At 63.7% G+C, this 20,258-nt stretch carries 22 protein-coding genes; 10 read left to right on the top strand and 12 right to left on the bottom strand.

Annotated elements, in window-relative coordinates:
• Positions 1 to 270: 270 nt before the first annotated feature.
• A complete protein-coding gene (gene katG, locus HU720_RS00275) occupies positions 271 to 2,541 on the bottom strand; it encodes a catalase/peroxidase HPI (RefSeq protein ID WP_186516230.1) in 2,271 nt (756 codons plus the stop codon).
• A 285-nt stretch (positions 2,542 to 2,826) separates the two neighbouring features.
• On the opposite strand from katG, the gene HU720_RS00270 reads away from it, so the two are divergent.
• Together HU720_RS00270 and HU720_RS00265 are read left to right on the top strand one after the other, a co-directional pair.
• Entirely contained in the window at positions 2,827 to 3,732 is a 906-nt protein-coding gene (locus HU720_RS00270; protein WP_186516227.1) for a LysR family transcriptional regulator, read from the top strand.
• 101 nt (positions 3,733 to 3,833) lie between these two features.
• A complete protein-coding gene (locus HU720_RS00265) occupies positions 3,834 to 4,310 on the top strand; it encodes a hypothetical protein (protein WP_186516225.1) in 477 nt (158 codons plus the stop codon).
• Between the two features lie 207 nt (positions 4,311 to 4,517).
• Here HU720_RS00265 and HU720_RS00260 read toward each other — a convergent pair whose 3' ends face one another.
• On the bottom strand, positions 4,518 to 5,399 hold the full coding sequence (locus HU720_RS00260) for a LysR substrate-binding domain-containing protein (protein ID WP_186516224.1): 882 nt from the start codon (positions 5,397 to 5,399) through the stop codon (positions 4,518 to 4,520).
• Between the two features lie 178 nt (positions 5,400 to 5,577).
• Positions 5,578 to 6,462 (bottom strand): Dyp-type peroxidase, encoded by an 885-nt coding sequence (locus tag HU720_RS00255; protein ID WP_186516222.1) that lies wholly within the window; start codon positions 6,460 to 6,462, stop codon positions 5,578 to 5,580.
• 183 nt (positions 6,463 to 6,645) lie between these two features.
• Here HU720_RS00255 and HU720_RS00250 point away from each other — a divergent pair, with 183 nt between their 5' ends.
• Entirely contained in the window at positions 6,646 to 7,533 is an 888-nt protein-coding gene (locus HU720_RS00250; RefSeq protein ID WP_186516221.1) for a bile acid:sodium symporter family protein, read from the top strand.
• Here HU720_RS00250 and HU720_RS00245 read toward each other — a convergent pair.
• Entirely contained in the window at positions 7,463 to 7,963 is a 501-nt protein-coding gene (locus HU720_RS00245) for a sterol desaturase family protein (protein WP_186516220.1), read from the bottom strand. The genes HU720_RS00250 and HU720_RS00245 overlap by 71 nt on opposite strands.
• Positions 7,964 to 8,376: 413 nt before the next feature.
• Here HU720_RS00245 and HU720_RS00240 point away from each other — a divergent pair, with 413 nt between their 5' ends.
• Positions 8,377 to 9,090, top strand: coding sequence for an MgtC/SapB family protein (locus HU720_RS00240; protein ID WP_186516219.1), 714 nt, complete (start codon positions 8,377 to 8,379; stop codon positions 9,088 to 9,090).
• Here the strand turns inward: HU720_RS00240 and HU720_RS00235 are convergent.
• Together HU720_RS00235 and HU720_RS00230 are read right to left on the bottom strand one after the other, a co-directional pair.
• Entirely contained in the window at positions 9,087 to 10,676 is a 1,590-nt protein-coding gene (locus HU720_RS00235; RefSeq protein ID WP_186516217.1) for a sensor domain-containing diguanylate cyclase, read from the bottom strand. The genes HU720_RS00240 and HU720_RS00235 overlap by 4 nt on opposite strands.
• A 124-nt stretch (positions 10,677 to 10,800) precedes the next feature.
• Positions 10,801 to 11,043: a hypothetical protein gene (locus HU720_RS00230; protein ID WP_186516215.1), complete on the bottom strand. Its 243-nt coding sequence runs from the start codon at positions 11,041 to 11,043 to the stop codon at positions 10,801 to 10,803.
• 169 nt (positions 11,044 to 11,212) lie between these two features.
• Between HU720_RS00230 and HU720_RS00225 the strand changes: the two genes are divergently transcribed.
• Together HU720_RS00225 and HU720_RS00220 are read left to right on the top strand one after the other, a co-directional pair.
• A complete protein-coding gene (locus HU720_RS00225; protein ID WP_186516213.1) occupies positions 11,213 to 11,704 on the top strand; it encodes a DUF4142 domain-containing protein in 492 nt (163 codons plus the stop codon).
• Positions 11,705 to 11,717: 13 nt separating this feature from the next.
• Positions 11,718 to 11,969, top strand: coding sequence for a hypothetical protein (locus HU720_RS00220; RefSeq protein ID WP_186516211.1), 252 nt, complete (start codon positions 11,718 to 11,720; stop codon positions 11,967 to 11,969).
• 149 nt (positions 11,970 to 12,118) lie between these two features.
• Here the strand turns inward: HU720_RS00220 and HU720_RS00215 are convergent, their stop codons facing one another.
• The 3 genes from HU720_RS00215 to HU720_RS00205 all read right to left on the bottom strand — a co-directional run bounded on the left by HU720_RS00215 (position 12,119) and on the right by HU720_RS00205 (position 14,070).
• Positions 12,119 to 12,286 (bottom strand): DUF6021 family protein, encoded by a 168-nt coding sequence (locus HU720_RS00215; protein WP_186516209.1) that lies wholly within the window; start codon positions 12,284 to 12,286, stop codon positions 12,119 to 12,121.
• A gap of 76 nt (positions 12,287 to 12,362) precedes the next feature.
• Positions 12,363 to 13,295 carry a LysR family transcriptional regulator gene (locus HU720_RS00210; RefSeq protein WP_186516208.1) on the bottom strand — a complete coding sequence of 311 codons (933 nt, stop codon included), beginning with the start codon at positions 13,293 to 13,295 and terminating at the stop codon, positions 12,363 to 12,365.
• A gap of 79 nt (positions 13,296 to 13,374) precedes the next feature.
• Entirely contained in the window at positions 13,375 to 14,070 is a 696-nt protein-coding gene (locus HU720_RS00205; protein ID WP_339599948.1) for a tRNA (adenine(22)-N(1))-methyltransferase TrmK, read from the bottom strand.
• Positions 14,071 to 14,244: 174 nt separating this feature from the next.
• On the opposite strand from HU720_RS00205, the gene HU720_RS00200 reads away from it, so the two are divergent.
• Positions 14,245 to 14,625 (top strand): RidA family protein, encoded by a 381-nt coding sequence (locus tag HU720_RS00200; protein ID WP_186516206.1) that lies wholly within the window; start codon positions 14,245 to 14,247, stop codon positions 14,623 to 14,625.
• A gap of 37 nt (positions 14,626 to 14,662) precedes the next feature.
• Here the strand turns inward: HU720_RS00200 and HU720_RS00195 are convergent, their stop codons facing one another.
• The 3 genes from HU720_RS00195 to HU720_RS00185 form a co-directional block, all read right to left on the bottom strand.
• Positions 14,663 to 15,397: a hypothetical protein gene (locus HU720_RS00195; RefSeq protein WP_186516204.1), complete on the bottom strand. Its 735-nt coding sequence runs from the start codon at positions 15,395 to 15,397 to the stop codon at positions 14,663 to 14,665.
• A gap of 111 nt (positions 15,398 to 15,508) precedes the next feature.
• Positions 15,509 to 16,294 (bottom strand): AraC family transcriptional regulator, encoded by a 786-nt coding sequence (locus HU720_RS00190; protein WP_186516203.1) that lies wholly within the window; start codon positions 16,292 to 16,294, stop codon positions 15,509 to 15,511.
• A gap of 10 nt (positions 16,295 to 16,304) precedes the next feature.
• On the bottom strand, positions 16,305 to 16,847 hold the full coding sequence (locus HU720_RS00185) for an XRE family transcriptional regulator (protein WP_186516202.1): 543 nt from the start codon (positions 16,845 to 16,847) through the stop codon (positions 16,305 to 16,307).
• Positions 16,848 to 17,001: 154 nt separating this feature from the next.
• Here HU720_RS00185 and HU720_RS00180 point away from each other — a divergent pair, with 154 nt between their 5' ends.
• The 3 genes from HU720_RS00180 to HU720_RS00170 all read left to right on the top strand — a co-directional run bounded on the left by HU720_RS00180 (position 17,002) and on the right by HU720_RS00170 (position 20,225).
• Positions 17,002 to 17,784 (top strand): aldolase, encoded by a 783-nt coding sequence (locus tag HU720_RS00180; RefSeq protein WP_186516201.1) that lies wholly within the window; start codon positions 17,002 to 17,004, stop codon positions 17,782 to 17,784.
• Positions 17,785 to 17,819: 35 nt separating this feature from the next.
• Positions 17,820 to 18,713, top strand: coding sequence for a dihydrodipicolinate synthase family protein (locus tag HU720_RS00175; RefSeq protein ID WP_186516200.1), 894 nt, complete (start codon positions 17,820 to 17,822; stop codon positions 18,711 to 18,713).
• 324 nt (positions 18,714 to 19,037) lie between these two features.
• The gene (locus tag HU720_RS00170) at positions 19,038 to 20,225 is read left to right on the top strand and encodes an MFS transporter (protein ID WP_186516199.1); all 1,188 of its coding nucleotides are present in this window, start codon (positions 19,038 to 19,040) and stop codon (positions 20,223 to 20,225) included.
• Positions 20,226 to 20,258 lie beyond the last annotated feature (33 nt).

Below are 20,258 nucleotides of genomic sequence, written 5' to 3'. Positions count from 1 at the left end.
TGAGCACGATTCAAGGGGGCACCGCACTGGCTGGTGATGGACATCATTGTGGGAGATCGCCCAGCCCTTCGGGCTGCGCTGTCGCGCAGAGAACTGGGCAGCGTGGGAGCGGGCTTGCCCCGCGATACCGGCGTAGCCGGTGCCATCCATCGCGGGGCAAGCCCGCTCCCACGTTTCTAATAAAATCAGTTAGTTAGCGTTTGTTCTATGAGAGCGGCCTTGTGCAGCGATGGGCCGCTCCTACACTGGGCAGCGTCGCTTGGGGTTTATCTAGCGCGCTGCGGATGGGTCGCGGTGTTGGTCCAGATCGAACCGGTCCAACTCCATGACTTTTGTCCACGCCCTGGCAAAGTCCCGTACGAACTTCTCGCCCGCGTCACTGCTGCCATAGACCTCGCTCAGTGCACGCAACTGCGCGTGCGAGCCCATTACCAGGTCTACCCGGCTGGCACTCCACTGCGGCTGGCCGGTGGCGCGGTCACGGCCTTCGAAGGCTTCGTTGTCGGCCGAGGTCGGCTTCCATTCGATGCGCATATCCAGCAGGTTGCGGAAGAAGTCGTTGGTCAGTACGCCGGGCCGCTCAGTGAAAACGCCCTGAGTGCTGCCGCCGTGGTTGGCGCCAAGCACGCGCAGGCCACCTATCAGCACGGTCAGCTCCGGAGCCGTGAGCGTCAGCAACTGGGCCTTGTCCAGCAGCAGTTTCTCAGCCTTGACGCTGTAGCGCGCCTTGCTGAAGTTGCGAAAGCCATCGGCCAACGGTTCGAGCACGGCGAACGACTCGACATCGGTCTGTTCTTGGGAGGCATCTACCCGGCCTGGACGGAATGCCACCTTGACTGAATGGCCGCCGTCTGCGGCCGCTTTTTCCACGGCGGCAGTGCCGGCCAGGACGATCAGGTCGGCCAGGGAAATATGCTGGCCGCCGGCCTTGAAGCCGTCCTGGATCTGCTCCAGCACTTTCAACACCTTGTCCACCCCCTGATTCGCGGCCCAATCCTTCTGAGGCGCCAAGCGGATGCGCGCGCCGTTGGCGCCGCCGCGTTTGTCCGAGCCACGGAAGGTCGACGCAGCCGCCCAGGCAGCCGAGACCAGTTCGCCAACGCTCAGGCCCGAAGCCAGCACCTTGGATTTGAGCGCGGCGATGTCGGCCTCACCCAGCACTGGGCCATCGGCCTTGGGCAGCGGGTCTTGCCACAGCAGCTCCTCTTGGGGCATTTCCGGGCCCAGGTAACGTGCCAATGGGCCCATGTCGCGATGGATCAGCTTGTACCAGGCACGGGCGAAAGCGTCGGCCAATTGCTCGGGGTTTTCCTTGAAGCGCCGGGCGATGGGCTCGTAGACCGGGTCGAAGCGCAGTGCCAGGTCCGAGGTCAGCATCGACGGGGCGTGACGCTTGGTGGGGTCATGGGCGTCTGGCACGCTGCCGGCGCCTTTGCCGTCCTTGGGCCGCCACTGGTGTGCCCCGGCGGGGCTTTTGGTCAGTTCCCAGTCAAAGTTGAAGAGGTTCTCGAGGTACTCATTGCTCCAGCGCGTCGGCGTCGAGGTCCAGGTCACTTCCAGGCCGCTGGTAATGGTGTCGCCGCCCTTGCCAGAACCAAACTTGTTGCTCCAGCCAAGGCCCTGCATTTCCAGCCCGGCAGCTTCTGGCTCGGCGCCGACATTTTCGGCAGGGCCTGCGCCGTGGGTCTTGCCGAAGGCATGGCCACCGGCGATCAGTGCCACGGTTTCTTCATCGTTCATGGCCATGCGGCCGAAGGTTTCGCGGATATCCTTGGCGGATGCCGCCGGGTCAGGGTTGCCTTCCGGGCCTTCGGGGTTTACGTAGATCAGCCCCATCTGCACGGCCGCCAGCGGGTTCTCAAGGTTACGCTCCCCGGCCAAGGTGCGGCTCTGCTCCTCGCCATGCTTGGCGGGTTCGGCTACCAGGTCGCCCTGGCCCGGCGCCTGCGCCTTGCCGTAGCGGGTATCGCCACCCAGCCAGACCTTCTCCGAACCCCAGTACACGTCTTCATCCGGCTCCCACACATCAGCCCGCCCGCCAGAGAAACCGAAGGTCTTGAAGCCCATGGATTCCAGCGCGACGTTGCCGGTGAGCACGATCAGGTCGGCCCAGGAAATCTTGTTGCCGTATTTTTGCTTGATTGGCCACAAAAGGCGCCGGGCCTTGTCCAGGCTGACGTTATCCGGCCAGCTGTTGAGCGGTGCAAAGCGTTGCTGACCGGAGCCTGCGCCGCCACGGCCATCGCCAATGCGATAGGTGCCTGCACTGTGCCAAGCCATGCGCACGAACAGCGGGCCATAGTGGCCGAAATCGGCCGGCCACCAGTCCTGGGAGTCGGTCATCAGCGCCGTCAGGTCTTGCTTCAAGGCTTGGAAATCGAGGCTCTTGAATGCCTTGGCGTAGTCGAAGTCCGGGTCTGGGCTGGCCTTTGCAGAGTGCTGGTGGAGGATTCTCAGATTGAGCTGGTCGGGCCACCAGTCACGGTTGCTGGTGCCGCTGCCGGCAGTGTGATGGAACGGGCATTTCGATTCGTTCGACATCTGTTTCTACCTTTGGGTCGGGTCTGCTCATCAGGTGTCGTCGGTCTGTGCCGACATCCGGGTTGCCAAGGTGTCAGGGCGGCGGGGCCTGCGTCTTGCACCAGGGTGCTCAGGGGCCTAACGCGGCGGGCATCCGAAGCTGCCACGCAGAAGACTAGCCGACCTTGCGCAGAGGTCTAATAGAGCCGCTATTGAGCGCCAATAGCCTGCGCACATCGGTACAAGCCAGACGCCATGATCTGTGCTTGAATCTGCTGCCCCCTTCCTGCTGCAAGGCCCCCGTGCATGAACCGCAACGACCTGCGCCGCGTCGACATGAACCTGCTGGTAGTGTTCGAGGCGTTGATGATCGAACGCAACCTGACCCGCGTTGGCGAAAAACTGTTCATCACCCAGCCCACGGTCAGTGCCGCCCTCGCCCGCCTGCGCGACCTGTTCGACGACCCGTTGCTTATCCGCAATGGCCGGGCCATGGAGCCTACGCCCCGGGCAATGCAGATCTTCCACGAGCTGGGGCCAGCCATGGATGTCATCTCGGCGGCCATCAGCCGTGCCAAGACCTTCGAGCCGGCAAGCAGTTGCAACGTGTTCCGCCTGGGGCTGTCGGACGACGCCGAGTTCGGCCTGTTCCCGCCATTGCTTGAAGCGCTGCGCAACGAAGCCCCGCAGATCAGCGTGGTGGTGCGCCGGGCAAACTTTCTGCTGATGCCGGCACTGTTGGCATCGGGTGAAATTTCGGTGGGGGTGAGCTACACCACCGACCTGCCGGCCAATGCCAAGCGCCGCAAGCTGCGCGATATCGGCGTGCGCGTGCTGCGCGCCGATGATCGGCCGGGGCCCTTGACGCTGGATGAATACTGCAGCCGCCCGCACGTCATGGTGTCGTTCTCAGGCGATATGAGCGGCAACATCGACCTGGACCTTGCACGCATCGGGCGCTGCCGCAAGGTGGTGCTGGCGGTGCCGCAGTTCGGCAGCCTGCGGGCGCTGCTGCGTAATACCGAGATGATTGCCACCGTGCCCGACTACGCCGCCTGCGCACTGGCCGATGACGGCAGCTTGCGCGCAGACCCTGCGCCGTTCGAAATCAGCGAAGCTGAGCTGTCGATGGCTTGGAGCAGCGCCCATGACAACGACCCTGCCGAACGCTGGCTGCGCGAGCGTATTTTGCAGTTCATGAGCACCCATTGAACCATCAACCCCGTCGATAGCTACCATGCCTGCCATCGAGTTCCCTCGCCGTAACGGCTTGGCCAGAATGGCGCCATTGGATCTTCGACGAGGCACTTCCCATGAAAACCGGCATGTTCGCCGCCCTGCTGGCCCTGCTCGCCACCCTCACCGGCTGCGCCAGCCAACCTGGCAGCCAGCCACTAGGCCACTTCTATTCGGCCACCGCCCTCTCCAGCGTCACCCTGAGCCATGGCCAGCACGTGGCGGTACTGCTGGGCCGCGACAGCGCATCGACCATGGACTACCTGCAACATCGCCACGACCGCCGCGCTGCGGCCAATGGCCAGGCGACGCCGGTGGCCACCCTGGGTGGCAATCAGGCCTATGCCTGGCTGGCTGACTCACTGAGCCAGAACTTCGCCGAAGTGACCTTCTATGAAGACCTCGATACCCTGCTGGGCGACAGGCCCGATGTGATCGTGCTGCTGGACAGTGACGACAAACTGGCCAGCGGCGCGCAGAACCCGCGGGCGGGCGCGCGTTTTTTCGATAATCAACTGACCTACATTGGCCGCATGGAAAACCCGGGCCGGTAGCCAGCGCCGAATTCCGGGGCCGCACACTTCTGTGCACGCATGCTCCGGCCTCATCGCAGGCTGTCGCCAGCTCCCACAGGGATCCGGGGAGGCCTCGATATTGTGGCTGTGCGCAATCTTTGTGGGAGCTGGCGACAGCCTGCGATGAGGCCAGGCCAGGGTTGTACAAAACCCTGGAGTTTCCCACAAGCCCACAGAACCAATCGTTCAAATCACCTGCTCAGCCAGCAACTCGGTCAGCACCTCAGCCAGCGCCTTGACCATCAGGTCGGCAGTCGGCCGGCAGACGATGACAATCTCATAGCTGTCCACCTCCGGTAGCCCTTGGCCCACACCCAATACCCGGTGCTCCGCCGTCGCCGCACGCGGCGGCAGCAGGCTGATGCCCATTCCGTCAGCCACGGCCGCCTGGATGCCACTCAGGCTAGAACTGGTGAAGCTGATGCGCCAGCGCCGGCCCATGCCTTCGATGGCGCTGATCATGTCATCGCGGTACAGCCCACGGGGCGGAAAGGTCACCAGCGGCACCGGGTCCAGCTCGAAGGCTGGCAGGCGCGCACTGTCGATCCACTGCAACCGCTCCGGCCAGCAGGCGACGCCTTCGCGGCTGTTGCGCCGCTGCTTGAGCAGCACCAGGTCGAGCTCGCCGTTGTCGTAAGCCTGGCTGAGATCGCGGCACAGGCCGCTGGTAACCTCCAGCTTGACCTGCGGGTACTGGCGGCTGAACGCCGACAACGCATTGGTGGTCCGCCCGCCGACAAAGTCTTCCGGCACACCCAGGCGCACGGTGACACCCACCATCGCCCCCGCCAGCGCTTCGAGCATCTGGTCGTTCAGGGCCAACATGTGCCGCGCATAGCCCAGCAAGGTTTGCCCGGCATCGGTGGCCAGCACATCGCGGTTGCCGCGAACCAGCAGGCGGTGGCCGACCATGTCTTCGAGGCGGCGCACCTTCTGGCTGATGGTCGACTGCGTAGAATGCAGCCGCGCCGCCGCCGTGGTGAAGCTACCGCAATCGGCAACCACCACGATGGCACGCAGCAGGTCGAGGTCGAACAAGGCTCTATTCGATTTCAAGCTGATGGACATCGGGTTATTCAACTTTTGAATGATAGTGCCGATTTCTACCATGCCCTGGGGGCCAATGACAGCTTATGCCGGTTTAGTCCGCATCGCGGGGCTAGCCCGCTCCCACAAAAAGCGCGCGCCCTGCGCAACAACACAGCCGAGTCGCACGCATTTGACCACTGCTAAAAACCCGTAATTGTCAGCAGTCGCCAAGCAACAAGCGCAAATCAGCCCCACCCTCGCCCATCGGCGGGAACCAGTAATACCCCCCGCTAAGCGGCCGGCTGAAGCGGTACAAGGCATCGACCACCCCATCTTCCAGGCCGCTCATGCGCCGCAGTTGAACCTCAAACGCCTCAAGCGAAAAGCCCAAGGCAACAAATGCCAGGCCCGCGCCACGCTCATCAGTCCAGGACACCGAACGCCGCACCATGAACGCCTCAGGGTCATAGCTCTCCTGGGCGGTACGTTTGACGTGGGCAGACTCCGGCGCATCCTCCAGCTCTTCGTTGTCGCTCAGCCGACGGCCAATGATGTCGTCCTGCTCAGCCTGCGGCAAAGACTTGAAGTAGTTCAGGTCGTGCTTCCACAGCTGGAAGGCAGCAAAGCTTGAGCCAGACAGCCCGGCAACCTCGCCCGGCACGATAGCAGCCTGCACCGCATCATCATCGGCGGGGTTTTCGGTGCCGTCTTCATAGCCGGTCAGGTCGCGCCCGCCGTCGTGCAGAAAACCGTCAACGCTGTCCACCAGCCGCAACGCAGGGGCCAGCCGTTGCTGCAGCGCCTGAGCACGCAAGAACAGCTCGCCACGCTCCTCGCCCCGCAACCACAGCCACAAGGCGTGCTGGGTAGCCGGGTTTTCCACCACTGCCTCAAGCTGCGGGAAGCTGCGCAGGCCCGGCACTTCACGGCCCAGGGCTTTGGCCAACGGCGCGCCGATGGCCAGCAGCAGGCTGCGCCCGTCAACCTCGGCAAGCAACGGGTCGAGTACGCCGGGCAAGGCCTCGACCACGTCGAGGGCAAAGAACAGGTGACGCGCGTGGGTCGGCACCGGGGTGGCGAGCAGGCCTTGCTGGAACGGCATGGTGGGCTAATCCTTCGGCAAAAGCGCGAATGCTACTGCGCCAGACGCTGCACCGCAACGCGGCGCGTGGCCGCTGCCCATCACGCTTGCCGTAACAAACAGTTACCAAGTATGGCTTATTGCGATTAGCTATCGATTCCACGCCACCTAGACTGCGCAAGATCCTTCGTCGAGAGCGCCTCCATGACCGCATCCCCGTTGCTCACCGCCATTTTGCCGCTTGCCCTGGGCATCATCATGCTGGGCCTCGGCCTGTCGCTGACCCTGGCGGATTTCGCGCGGGTGGTGAAATACCCCAAACCCGTGGTGATCGGCCTTGCTTGCCAGATCCTGCTGCTGCCGCTGGTGTGTTTCATGATCGCCAACGGCTTCGGCCTGGAGTCGGCGCTTGCCGTCGGCCTGATGCTGCTCGCAGCCTCCCCCGGCGGCACCACGGCCAACCTGTTCAGCCACCTGGCCCACGGCGACGTGGCGCTGAACATCACACTCACGGCGGTCAACTCGCTGATCGCCATTCTGACCATGCCGTTGCTGGTGAACCTGTCGTTGATGTGGTTCATGGCCTCTGACCAGGCCATCCCGCTGCAGTTTGCCAAGGTCATGCAAGTGTTCGCCATCGTGCTGCTGCCGGTGGCACTGGGCATGCTGATCCGCCATTTTGCCGCAGGCTTTGCGGCGCGCATGGAAAAACCAATGAAGCTGGTAGCAGCGTTGTTCCTGGCCTTCACCATCGTCCTGGCACTGGCCAAGGACTGGCAAACCGTGGTCGAGTACGCGCCCATCGTCGGCGGCGCGGCGCTGCTGTTCAACCTGTTGAGCCTGGCGGTGGGCTATTGGGTACCGCGCCTGCTGAGCATCCCCAAGCGTCAGGCAATTGCCATTGGCATGGAAATCGGCATCCACAATGGCACGCTGGCGATTGCCCTGGCACTGAGCCCAAGCTTGCTCAATAACGCCACCATGGCGGTGCCCGCCGCGATCTACAGCCTGATCATGTTCTTCACGGCTGCGGGGTTTGGCTGGTGGGTGAGCCGTGGGCGGGCGTCCGAAGTTGCCTCAACTGCCGCTTGAGCACCGGCACGGGCGGGGCGTAAAAAAAGCCGAACGACACACCGCCCTGCCGCCCCTTGACCGCATGGTGCAGCCGGTGCGCGCGATACAAGCGCTTGAGGTAACGGTTGACCGGCTTGGGCGCGCGCGGCCAGTGGCGGTGGAACAGCCCGTCATGCGCCAGCACATAGGCCACACCATAGGCCGCCACCCCGCCGCCCACCCACTGCAATGGCGCGTGCCCGGCCTTGCCGAGCGCCACCAGTGCAGCGGCAATCACGGCCAGCGCCGCCAGGTAGATATCGTTGGTTTCCAGCACCCCAAGGTGGGGTTCATGGTGCGAGCGATGCAGCCACCAGCCCCAGCCGTGCATGACGTACTTGTGGGCCAGCGTACCGACGCCCTCCATGGCCACCAGTGTGCCAAAAAGCACGGCGAGATTGAGCAACATGGGACGGTCCGGCAAAGGCGATAACGGGCACTAAGGTTAACATTGCCGGGTTTGTTGCAGGAAAGTTCGCCATGACGCAATTGTCATGATCCTGCCCTTGACCCCGGCGAGGCTGCGGCGTAACGTCCGCGTCGCACTCTTGCCCCCTACGGAGAACCCTGCATTGGACAGTAGCCCCAGTCGATTGCGACAGGCCCACACGGCGAGCTAGTCCGGCAGCGTCCCTGCCACTGTCTGGCCGCCTTATGGTAGACGGTGGTTTTTCAGCCTCACACGGCTGACCCCTCCTCTTCTCTTCCCAGCCTTTACGCCCTTGGCGTATGGCATGTGGCCCTGCGCATTCACCGTTTTTGCTTTTGCGCCGCCCGCTGGCGACGCTTGAACGGGCACAGGCCCGTGCAACGAGGTTTGCGATGGATTGGAAAATTTTTCTGCTGCGCGTAAGCGTGGCTCTGGTACTCGGCGCGCTGATCGGCGCAGAACGTCAACTGCGCCAGCGCATGACCGGCCTGCGCACCAATGCCCTGGTCAGCACCGGCGCCTGCCTTTTCGTACTGATGACCCAGGCAGTGCCGGGCATGCTGCCCGCCGATGCCTCGCGGGTGGCTGCCTACGTGGTGTCCGGCATCGGCTTTCTGGGCGGTGGCGTGATCATGCGTGATGGCTTCAATGTGCGCGGCCTGAACACCGCTGCAACGCTGTGGTGCACCGCCGCAGTTGGCGTGCTGTGCAGCCTGGGCCTGTTGCTGGAGGCCGCTATCGGCAGCCTGGTGGTGCTGTGCGCCAACATTCTACTGCGCGACATCGCCCAGCGTTTGGACCGTCAGGAGGTACTGCCGGCAAGTGAAGTCGAGCAACGCTTTGGCGTGCGTATCGTCTGCCGCGCCGAGGACGAGATCCAGGTGCGTAGCCTGATGCTGCATAGCCTGAGCGACCCCTGCCTGCGCCTGCAATCGCTGCACAGCGAAGACCTGGACGACGCGGCGCGCTTGGAAGTGCGCGCCGAGCTGCTCGGCACAGCACAAGCGCACACCTCGCTGGAGCGGCTGGTAAGCCGGGTCAGCCTTGAAAAAGGCGTGAGTGCGGTGCGCTGGCAGTTGCTGGCTGAGCCAATGACGGCCGACTAGGCGGTCGGGTTCAACTGCCCCTGCCCAGCACCGGCGTCCACGGCGCCGGCCAGGCAGTAGCGGTCGCGCCCCTGGCGCTTGGCTTGATAAAGCGCGGCGTCCGCAGCTGCCATGAGGTTTTCTGGGGATACCGTCTCAAGCGTCGGCGCCCCCATCGCAAGGCCTGCGCTGACCGTCACATGCCCAAGCGGGCTGCCGCCATGCTCGATGGCCTGGCGGCGCAGCAGTTGCAGAATCTCCTGCACCAGCTGGCTGGCGCCTTGGGCGTCGGTGTCCGGCAGCAATACCGTGAACTCCTCGCCGCCATACCGTACGGCCAGGTCACCGGGGCGCTTGAGCACTTGCTTGAGTACCTCGGCGAAACGCCGCAGGCACTGGTCACCGACCAAGTGGCCATAGCGGTCGTTGTAGGCCTTGAAGTAGTCGAGGTCGAGCATCACCAGCGCCAGCGGGTAGCCTTGGCGCCGGGCGCGACCGATCTCAGCCTCCAACACCCCATCCAGGCGGCGGCGGTTGCCAAGACCGGTCAGGCTGTCCGTCAGCGCCAGGGCCTTGAGCGTCTGGTGCGCCTGATGCAGGGCGCGCTCGATGGCGATACGTTCGCGCAGTTGGCGCAGTACCACCCAACCGAACGCGGCAAGGCCCACCAGCAACAGCAGCAACACCACCAGCGAACGGATCATGTCGTGCCGCCATGGGGCGATGATCGACTCGCGCGACAGCCCCGCCTCTACCACCAGCGGGTAGCTCGACAGCGCACGGTAGCCATACAGCCGCGGGGTGCCGTCAACGACCGCCACCGCCTGCGCCACGCCTTCGCTGGCGAACGGCAGGTATTTGCGGAAGATTTCGCTGTCGGCCAGGCTGTTGCCGATCACCCGTTCAACCGAGGGCCTGCGCACCAGGATGGTCCCGTCGCGCTTGGCCAGCACCAGGGCGCCACGCTCGTCGATCTTGAAGTCGCCGTAATAGCGCACGAACCAGTCGACCTTGATGGTACCCAGCAGCACACCGGCAAAGCGGCCATCGGGGTATTCCAGACGGCGTGAAATGGGGATGATCAGGTCGCCGGTGGAGCGGCTGCGCACCACCGAGCTGATCAGAACCTGGCGGCCAGTATGGGTGCGGTGATAGATGAAGTAGTCGCGGTCGGCGTTGTTGGCATCCGGCGGCACCGCGTCCTGGTCGGTGACGATCCAACTGCCGTCCGGGGCGTACACGAACAGGCCGTGCAACTGCGGCATGATGCGCGCCTGCTGCTTGAGCAGCGCGTGCAAGCGTGCCTTGTCGATATGGTCGAAACCATCGCCCTCTAGGCGTTCGGCCAAGGCCGCGGTCATTGCATCGACCTGCCGGATAGCATCTTCAGCGTGCTGGGCGGTGGCCCGGGCCAGGTTGGTCACGGCATTTTCGGCAGTCAGGAATGCCTGGCGATAGTCGCGCCAGACGCGCCAACCCTCGATCAGCACAAAGGCGATCATCACCGCAGCCATAAACCCCAGCACCAGGCGAAACAGCGCTACAGCGCGTTGTTCGCTGGTCGGCGCCAATAGACTGTCGTCAGTCTGTTTGCGGGCTGCACACATTGAAATCCCTTGTCATCGAGTGTTTGCCGCCCATGACGATAGTCCAGCACGTAGTTGCGCAGGGCCCGGGGCGCCGGCGCGCGGATTGTAGAGCCAAGGGTGCGGCGCCACAACGTCCAAATGCTCACGCATCGGGATCATCGACGCGCGCCCGCACTGCCGCCTGCAAGGCGAGCACATGCGCGTCGTCGGCCAAGGCCTTCAGCGCCAGCCAATCGTCCCACTCGATAGCGCCATCGTCGCGCAGCGCTTCGGCCGTGCGCACAAGCTCATGGTGGTAAGCGTCGGGGGCTTCGCGGCGGTAGCTTTCGTCGTCGTACTGGGCGTACCAGGCTGCAAGTTCCGGGATGCTGCGCTCGATGCTCATGGCGTTTCTCCAAGGGCTGTCGGTGTAAGGCATCTGAGCCTGGACGCCAGGCGTTGTTCAACCGGGTTGCCATACGGCGCCGCCGTTGCAATCAAATCAAACCTTTGGCCAGGGGCGAGGCTCAACCGTACGCGACACTGACGTCGCGCCACCCGTTAAGGAGTTCGCCATGACCTTCAAATCACTGTCCCTGGCCATTGCCATGTCCATCGGCGCTGTGCCGGCCGCGTTCGCGGCCTCCGACGATTTTGTCGACAGCGCAGCCGAAGGCGGTATCGCCGAAGTGGTCACGGGCAAGTTGGCACTGGAAAAAAGCCAGAATGCCGAGGTGCGCAAATTCGCCGAGCAAATGGTCAACGACCATACCAAGGTGAATCAGGAGCTGATGGCACTGGCCAAGCGCCTGAATATCGACGTGCCAGATGAAGCCAGCCTGACCGACAAGGCGCGCAAGATGATCCTGGACATGCGCGAGGAGTCGTTCGACCGCGCCTACGCCAACAATCAGGTCGATGCCCACGAAAAAACCATCGAACTGTTCAAACGTGAGGCTGAGTCCTCCGACAAGGCCGAACTGAAGGCCTTCGCCAAGGAAAAGCTCCCAGCCCTTGAGCACCATCTGCAAGAGGCCAAGAAACTCCAGGCCACCCACAGCAAGTAAAAGAGGTGCACCGATGAGCAATACCGATCTGCAAAACGAGCTACTGACCCGCCTGCTGCACGCCCACCCACAGGGCCTGGGCAAGGAAATCCTCGACAACTATCGCGGTGAGCGGGCGGTTGCCGGCATGCTCAAGACCCTGCAGGAGCAGGGCCTTATCCATGACGGCAGCGTGAGTGTCGATGACAGTCACGAGCTAAGCGTGAGCTACCCGATCAAGCTGTCGTCGGCGGGCGTGGAAGCGGCGAAAAGAGCTGAGGCGTAAGACCCATCGGTTGAGCTATCAGGGCCGCGTTGCGGCCCATCGCGGTGGTTCGGCATGCCGAGCAAGCCCGCTCCCACAGGGACCGCGGGCTTTTGATCTCGTGGGAGCTGGCGCCAGCCTGCGATGGGCCCCAACACAGCGATTGGCCTTTACTGTTGCTTTTCAACGTCCCGCGGCGGCTTGGCTGGCCCTTGCGGGTCGACCTGCGGGTCATCAAGGTCAGGGGAATCGGGGTCGAAGCCCGGGTTTTCCGGCTGCGTTGCATGCTCTGAAGAGTGCGGGCCTTTGTCGTGCTTGTCGTTCGGGGCTTGCGGCATGACAGTTTCTCCTTAGGGTGTCCTGAAGAGAACACGCGCAGGCCGGCAAAGTTTGATCGATATGCCCGGCGGTCACTCAGCGCCAGTACTGGGGCTGCTCGACAACCTGCATGTGCGCGGCAAACACCAGCGGCAATTGCTCTTTGAGGAAGTCGATCCAGGTGCGCACCTTGGCATCCAGATAATGCCGCGAGGGGTAGATCGCGTAGATTTCGCGCTGGCGCAGCCGGTGCGGTGCCAACAGCCGGCACAAGCGCCCGTCCTCCAGCGCCTGGCTTGCCGAATAATAAGGCAGCAGGCCAACCCCCATCCCCAGCTCAGTGGCCCTGACCATGGCGTCGGCGACGTTGGTCAAGAACGTATCCTGCGGCTCGATCACGCAGTTTTCCGGTGCCTGGCCAAACGACCAGTCCTCTTCGAACAAGGGGTCGACAGTGCGCAGGCAGACATGCTGGCGCAGGTCTTGCGGGCACTGCGGCACACCTTTGCGGGCCAGGTAATCGGGCGAGGCACACAGGATGCTGTGGATCCCGCCCAGCGGGATGGCGATCAGTTGCGAGTCTGGCAGGCCCTGGCCGATGGCGATCACTACATCGTGGCCTTCGGCAAGCGGGTCGGGGTTGCGCTGTGACAGCGTCAGTTCCATGACCACTTCAGGGCACGCAGCGTTGTAGCGCGCCACCAGCGGCATCATCAACAGGCCCAGGCCGTGGGTGCAGTGCACACGCAGGCGGCCTCGGGGCGTGAGGTGCGCGCCGCGAGCTTCGTCCATGGCTTCGTTGGTCAGCAACAGGATCTGCCGCGAACGCTCCAGAAAACGCTCGCCCGCCTCGCTCATGCGCAAGCGCCTAGTGGTGCGATGCAGCAGACGGGTCTGCAACTGGTTTTCCAGCTCTGCGACGATGCGCGACACCTGCGCCGCCGAGATGTCCAGGGCATTGGCGGCAGCGGCAAAACTGCCGCATTCCACTACGCGGGCGAAGGTGCGCATTGCGTGCAGCATGTCCATGGGCGGGGTCTCACTCCTGCGTCAAAGGCAAGAATCTAGCACGGCCCTGCCCCTTTATTGTGAAACGCCAAGGAGTGAGTCAGGCAAGCACCGCGCTGATCCACTCGATCTGGCGCTGGAAATCTTCGATCTTCTCTTGCGCCACCGCCTCGCGGGCACGGCCAAAGTTGGCCAGGGTCTGTTGCTTCTGGCGCAGCATGCGCTGCCACTTGAACAGAAACGCCGGGCTACGGGCCGCGAGCAGGCAGGGGCCGAAATACAGCTGCTCCGGGCTGTAGACGGCCGCCTGGCCTGGTTCGGCGACGATGATTTCGTAGTCGAAGCGGTTTTCCCGCAGCACTTCTTCGCAGACGATGCCGTAGCCGTTGTCCATCAGCCACTGACGCAGCGGTTGCTCGCCGCCATTGGGCTGCAGCACCAGGCGCTCGTGGCCGCTGAGGTACGCCTTGCCGGCGTCGAGGATGTCGCGAATGGTCTCACCGCCCATGCCGCACAGGCTCACAACCGTAATGTCGTCACCCGGTTCGATGGCCGCCAGCCCGTTGGCCAAGCGCACCGTGGCCTGTTGCTCAAGGCCGTTGTCGCGCACGCTGCGCATGGCCGCATGGTACGGGGTCAGGGCCACCTCGCCGGCCAGCGCCGACGCAATCGCCCCGCGCAGCAGCAGCGCCACCGGCAAGTAGCCGTGGTCCGAGCCGATGTCAGCCAGCCGTGCGCCGGCCGGGATGTGCGCTGCGACCCGTTCAAGGCGCATGGACAATGTGTTCTGGTTCAACGGTTGCCTCGTTCTACAGCGAGCCCGGCGCTTGCGCCCGGTTGGGGGCGCGATTTTGCCCGTCGCCGCGGCCCTTTTCAAATCCGCACGACCGAGCGGGCGCGTGAAGATGCAATTGGGGCAACGTCTGGAGTAGGCTTGGCCGCTTTCCCTCCGTTGCAAGGCGAAGCACCCATGGCAAACGCAGATATCATCTTCACCCCAGACTCTGACGCCGGCTCCATCTCTTCGGACGTCGCTGAATACAACGGCGTGCTGGTCACCACGCAAATCCCGATCCGGGCCGATGGTGAACTGGAGCTGGGCGATATCACCACCCAGTGCGAAGCCACCCTGCAGGCACTCAAAGATGCGCTGGAGCGCGCCGGCAGCTCCATGGGCCGCGTGCTGCACCTGACCATCTACCTGACCGATATGGCCGACCGCGCCGTGTTCAACGAGGTTTACCAGCGCTTCTTCAGCAAGCCCTGGCCGGTGCGCGCGGCAGTGGGCGTTGCCGCGCTGGCCTTCCCAGGCATGCGCGTGGAAGTCACGGCGATGGCCGCCAAGGGCTGAATGCACGGTGCGGTGACGGGACGCGCGTGCGGCCCGTTCACTGCACCGGCAGGAAGTTCATCAGCAACAGGCTCTGCGCATAGTTGAGCCCGATGCGCCGGTAGCGCTCGTCGAGCATCTGCGCCAGCAGGTCCAGGCGGGCGACGATCTTGCCGAACTCCACGGCAAAACTCAGGTTGCTGCCCTGCTCGGAAATTTCGTTGGAAAACAGCAGCAGTACGCCGTTGGCATCCTGGCGCTGGCTGAGCATCCAGGTGGCTTTTTCGATATTGCGCGCAGCGTTGTTGACGAACAGCGGGTCGATGGTATCGGTCATGTAGAACTCGGTACGCCCGCCGTGGGCGGTGACGATCATGCTGCCGATGGCGTAGATGAAGGCGCCGACGCGGTCGCCTTTGAACTGCGGGTCAAGTGCGTAGCTCAGCGCCGCCAGGTCACGCCGGTCACCCAGTTGCGCCAACGGCTGGCGCTGCTCGATGGCAATGCGGATCTGCCGCGCCGCGGTGGTGGCATCGAGGTAGCCAGACTGTTTCCACTGGTTGGGGTTGCGCAGGTAGAGCTTGTCCATCAACAGGTACAGGCTACGCAGGTTGTCGCGCATGGCCAGGGTCGCCATGCGGTCGACGCTGGTCTGGAACAGTTCGTCAGGCTTGCCCTTGCCGAACTGGTTGAGCATGTCGCGGCTCTGCTGCTGGGTGCAGGCGGCGAGGCACAGCAATACACCTGCAAGCAGCAGGCAACGCGGGAGGATGGGGGGTCGTGTTGCAGCCATCTGCACCGGAAAATGTCAGCGGCCCAGCCGGGGGTCGGCGCAGCCCAACGCTTGATAGAACACGAAACCTTGAAAAAGTGCGGTGGCACGGGTGGATTTGTGCAATTGCGCCTAGCTCTGGGCGTCGCGGTAGTGCCCAGGAGTCATCGCCAGGTGCCGCTTGAACGCTCGCTGCAGATGCGCCTGGTCGGCAAAACCTGCTTCAAGCGCCACCTCGGCAATCGGCCGGCCAAGGCGCAATTGGGCGCGCGCATATTGCACCCGCTGATCGAGCAGGTAGCTGTGGGGCGTCAACCCGAAGCGCTTGCCAAAGGCACGGATCAGATACCCGCGTGACAAGCCCACCGCCGCGCAGATAGCGTCGATGTCAATGGCGTCCGACCGGTGGGCACGAATGAACGCGGCAGCCATTTCCAGTCGCGGATGCGTCGGTGCACGGGCGGGCACTGTGTTGCCCAGCAACCCTGGCAGCCTCTCGAACAGTGCCACCAACAGGGCGTGCTTCGCAGCCGGCGAACGCTCATCGAACAACCCGGCGAACACCTCCAGCAAATGCCCATACAACGCAGTCGAGGTGCTCAAGGTTGCGCTTGGCAGCGCGAAACTCTGGGCCTGTAGCCAAGGCAGGTCGACGTACAGCATCAGGTAGGCCCAGGGTTGCCCGGCGATAGGGTTGCAGGTATGCACCACGCCTGGGTTCATCAGCACCGTGGTGCCCGCGGCGACCTCGTGCTGGGCATCGCCGGTGAGGTAGCGGCTGTGACCACCGGTGATGATGCCGAGGGAAAAACTCTCGTGGGAGTGCGCGGCGTAGCACACCTGTCGGCCGTCGGCCACGCAGCGGGCTTCGACGAAGGGTAATGCCGGATCGCGCCAGAACCGCGAGACCTCGCTCATCGCCCTGCCCTCACCCTTCCCCGCCCTGCACCACTACCAGCAACTGCGCCTGCTGCTCGCCCACCGAGCGCAGGCGGTGCGGGGTCTGGGCGTTGAAGTGCAAGGCGTCACCTGCTTGCAGCAACACCCGTTCGCTCATGAAGTCGACTTCGACCTGGCCTGCATGAACGAACAGGAATTCTTCGCCCTCGTGTTCCTTGAACGTCGGGTCGCTGAACTCGGTAGGCGGTTGAATGAGAAACGGCAACAAGCTGCGCTGGCCCACCTGGGAGGTCAGCACCGCGTAGCCCGGCCCCTCGCCGCTGCCTACCAGCGCCTGCCGCTCGCCCTGACGCACCAGGCTGTAGCGTGCCTGGCCTTCGGCCTCGTCTGCAAACAGCTCTTCGACATTGACGTTCAACGCCCGCGCAAGCTTGAGCGCCGCCGCAATCGACGGCGTGTTCAAGCCACGCTCGACCTTGGACAGGTAGCTCTTGGTCATGCCGGACTTTTCAGCCAGCAGCTCAAGGGTGACTCCCAGTTTTTTACGCAGCAACTTCAGTCGGATAGACATTTAAAGCAGGTTTCCCGGACGTACGCACTTGCTTATGACACTTTGTGTCATGTAATGTTTTGTGTGTCATTGAAGTGGCCGCCCCTCCACCGTCGAAAGCTGAAGGGCGGCCCGGCCATGACCTCTACCATCACGCCACCGAGGATAACCCCCAATGGCCAATACCCTGACACACAGCAAAGCGCAGCTGGTGCAAGCGGCACTGACGCAGATGCAAGGCGCGCTTGCGGATAATACGTGGACCGTGCGCGAAAAGCTGGCCCTGACCTGCCGAATTCTGTTCGACAACGGCCATGACTCGGGCCTGGCCGGCCAGATCAGTGCGCGCGGGCCGCAGCCAGGCACGTTCTATACCCAGCAGTTGGGCCTGGGTTACGACGAGATTACCGCCACCAACCTGCTATTGGTCAACGAAGACCTCGAAGTGCTCGAAGGCCAGGGCATGCCCAACCCGGCCAATCGCTTTCACACCTGGGTGTACCGGGCACGGCCTGATGTAAATTGCATCATCCACACCCACCCCACCCACGTTGCCGCGTTGTCCATGCTCGAAGTGCCGTTGCAGGTATCGCACATGGACCTGTGCCCGCTGTACGAGGATTGCGCATTCCTGCAAGCCTGGCCTGGCGTGCCGGTGGGCAATGAGGAAGGTGAGATCATCAGCGCGGCACTGGGCGACAAACGGGCGATTCTGCTCGCGCATCACGGCCAGTTGTCGACCGGGACCAGCGTTGAACAAGCGTGCGTTTACGCGCAACTGATCGAACGCGCCGCGCGCCTGCAATTGCTGGCCATGGCCGCTGGCAGCATCAAGCCGATTTCCCCTGAGCTTGGCCGCGACGCCCACAACTGGATCGACCGACCAAAGCGCCATAGCGCAGCATTCAGCTATTACGCCCGGCAGGCCTTGCGCAAGCATGCCGACTGCCTTGCCTGACCCCCTCTTTTGCCTTGCCTGCGGAGCGTTACCCCATGACCACCCCATTTCACGGCATCATCGGCTACACCATTACCCCGTTCAGCCCTTGCGGCGAACAGCTTGACCTGCCAGCGCTGGGCCAGTCCATCGAGCGCCTGATCGAAAGCGGCGTGCACAGCATCGCGCCATTGGGCAGCACCGGTGAAGGTGCCTACCTGAGCGACACCGAATGGCAGCAGGTAGCCCGGCACAGCCTTGAGTGCATCGGCAAGCGCGTGCCGAGCATCGTCAGTGTGTCCGACCTCACCACCGCCGGTGCCGTGCGCCGCGCCCGCTACGCCCAACAGCACAGGGCCGATGCAGTCATGGTGCTGCCGTGCGCGTACTGGAAGCTGAGCGAGGCGGAAATTATCCAGCACTACCGCAGCATCGGCGCGGCTATCGATTTGCCGATCATGCTCTATAACAACCCCGCCACCAGCGGCACCGACATGCCGGTGGAGCTGATCCTGCGCATCGTTGGCGAGGTCGATAACGTCACCATGGTCAAGGAGAGCACGGGCGATATTCAGCGCATGCACAAACTGCAGGTGCTCGGCGAAGGCCAGGTGCCGTTCTACAACGGCTGTAATCCTTTGGCGCTGGAAGCCTTCGTTGCCGGGGCGAGCGGCTGGTGCACGGCAGCGGCAAACCTGATTCCCGAGCTCAACCTGAGCCTTTACCAGGCGGTTGCAGCCGGCGATCTGCAACAGGCGCGGGCGCTGTTCTACCGGCAGTTGCCGCTGCTGGACTTCATTCTCAAGGGCGGTTTGCCGGCAACGATCAAGGCAGGGCTGGCGCTGACCGGGCTCCCCGTTGGCGAGCCACGCCGGCCGGTGTTCGGGCTCGATGACAGCGGCAAGGCCACGCTGCGCAGCCTGCTGGAGGAGCTGCACGGGGCTGCATGATGTGGCCTGACTCATCGTAGCGGCTCAACGCAGAGCCCCCATCAGATAGGGCTGTTGTGGCGAGCGGGCTTGCCCCGCGTTGGGCTGCGAAGCAGCCCTGAAACTCACCTAGGTATTCGCTCAAATACCGTAAATGGGTAAGGTCCAGGGCCGCTTCGCAGCCCAACGCGGGGCAAGCCCGATTGCCACAAGGATTTGTGTGGGTTTGGACCCAGCAAGCTGGTCGCGCCCGGTGCCAGCCTCGGATCACCAAGCTCGACGCCCCTGCCGGCAATTGTCTATCATCCTGCATCAAACGTTTCAGCATGTTTCGCAAGGATATAGATGTCTCTCCCCCAATCTCCCCCGCAACTCCCCGCCAAATCCACCGTCGTGAAAATGGAAGCCGCCATGGCCCTTGGCAGCTTCGCCATCGGCACCGGCGAGTTCGCTATCATGGGCCTGATGCCCGATATTGCCAGCAACCTGAACCTGACCGAACCCCAGGTGGGCCATGCCATCAGTGCCTATGCACTGGGGGTGATGGTCGGCGCGCCGGCGCTGGCGATTCTTGGCGCCAAGCTGCTGCGCAAGCACATGTTGCTGCTGCTGATGGCGCTGTACGCCATCGGCAACCTGGCAACCGCCTTCGCCCCGTCGTTCGGCGGGCTGGTGGCGTTCCGCTTCATCAGCGGCCTGCCCCATGGCGCTTATTTTGGTATCGCCGCTGTGGTGGCATCGAGCATGGTGGCCAGCAACCAGCGCGCCGGGGCCGTCGCGCGGGTGATGATGGGGCTCACCTTGGCGATGTTGCTGGGCAATCCGGTGGCCACGCTACTCGGGCAGTGGTTCGGCTGGCGTTCGGCGTTCGTGCTGGTGGCCACCATCGCGCTGTGCACCATCGCCCTGGTGTGGCGCTATGTGCCGCAGCCACACGATGAGCCTCGCAGTGACCCGCGCAAGGAGCTGCGCGCCTTTGCCCTGCCGCAGGTGTGGATGGCGCTGGCCATCGCCTCCATCGGGTTTGCCGGCATGTTCTGTGTGTTCAGCTACCTGGCGCCGACCATGCTGCAGGTGACCAAGGCCTCGCCACAGTGGATTCCCTTCGGCCTGGCGGCTTTTGGCATTGGCGGCATCGTTGGCAATATAGTCGGCGGCAAGCTGTTCGACCGCCTGCAGTTCCGCGCCGTCGGTATTGTGCTGGTGTGGTCGATGGCGGTGCTGGTGTTCTTCTCCTTCGCCGCGCATTCGCTGTGGACGCTGCTGCCTGCAGTAGCGCTGGTCGGCACCATGATCGCGCTGGCCGCACCGCTGCAGATCCGCCTGATGGACATCGCCCATGAAGCCCCAAGCCTGGCAGCTGCCTCCAACCACGCTGCGTTCAACCTGGCCAACGCCCTAGGCCCGTGGTTTGGCGGCATGGCCATCAGCGCAGGCCTGGGCTGGACCAGCACCGGCTACATCGGCGCTGGCGCAGCGCTTGCGGGGCTGGTGATCTACCTGATTGCCCGGCGCATGAAAGGCGGCCACTGACCCGCCCCTGCCTGGCGCAGCGACACGCGCTGC

Origin of the sequence: Pseudomonas sp. SWRI51, assembly GCF_014268825.1 — a bacterium.
GTDB lineage: Bacteria > Pseudomonadota > Gammaproteobacteria > Pseudomonadales > Pseudomonadaceae > Aquipseudomonas > Aquipseudomonas farsensis.
This window is presented reverse-complemented; position numbering and strand designations above follow the sequence as displayed.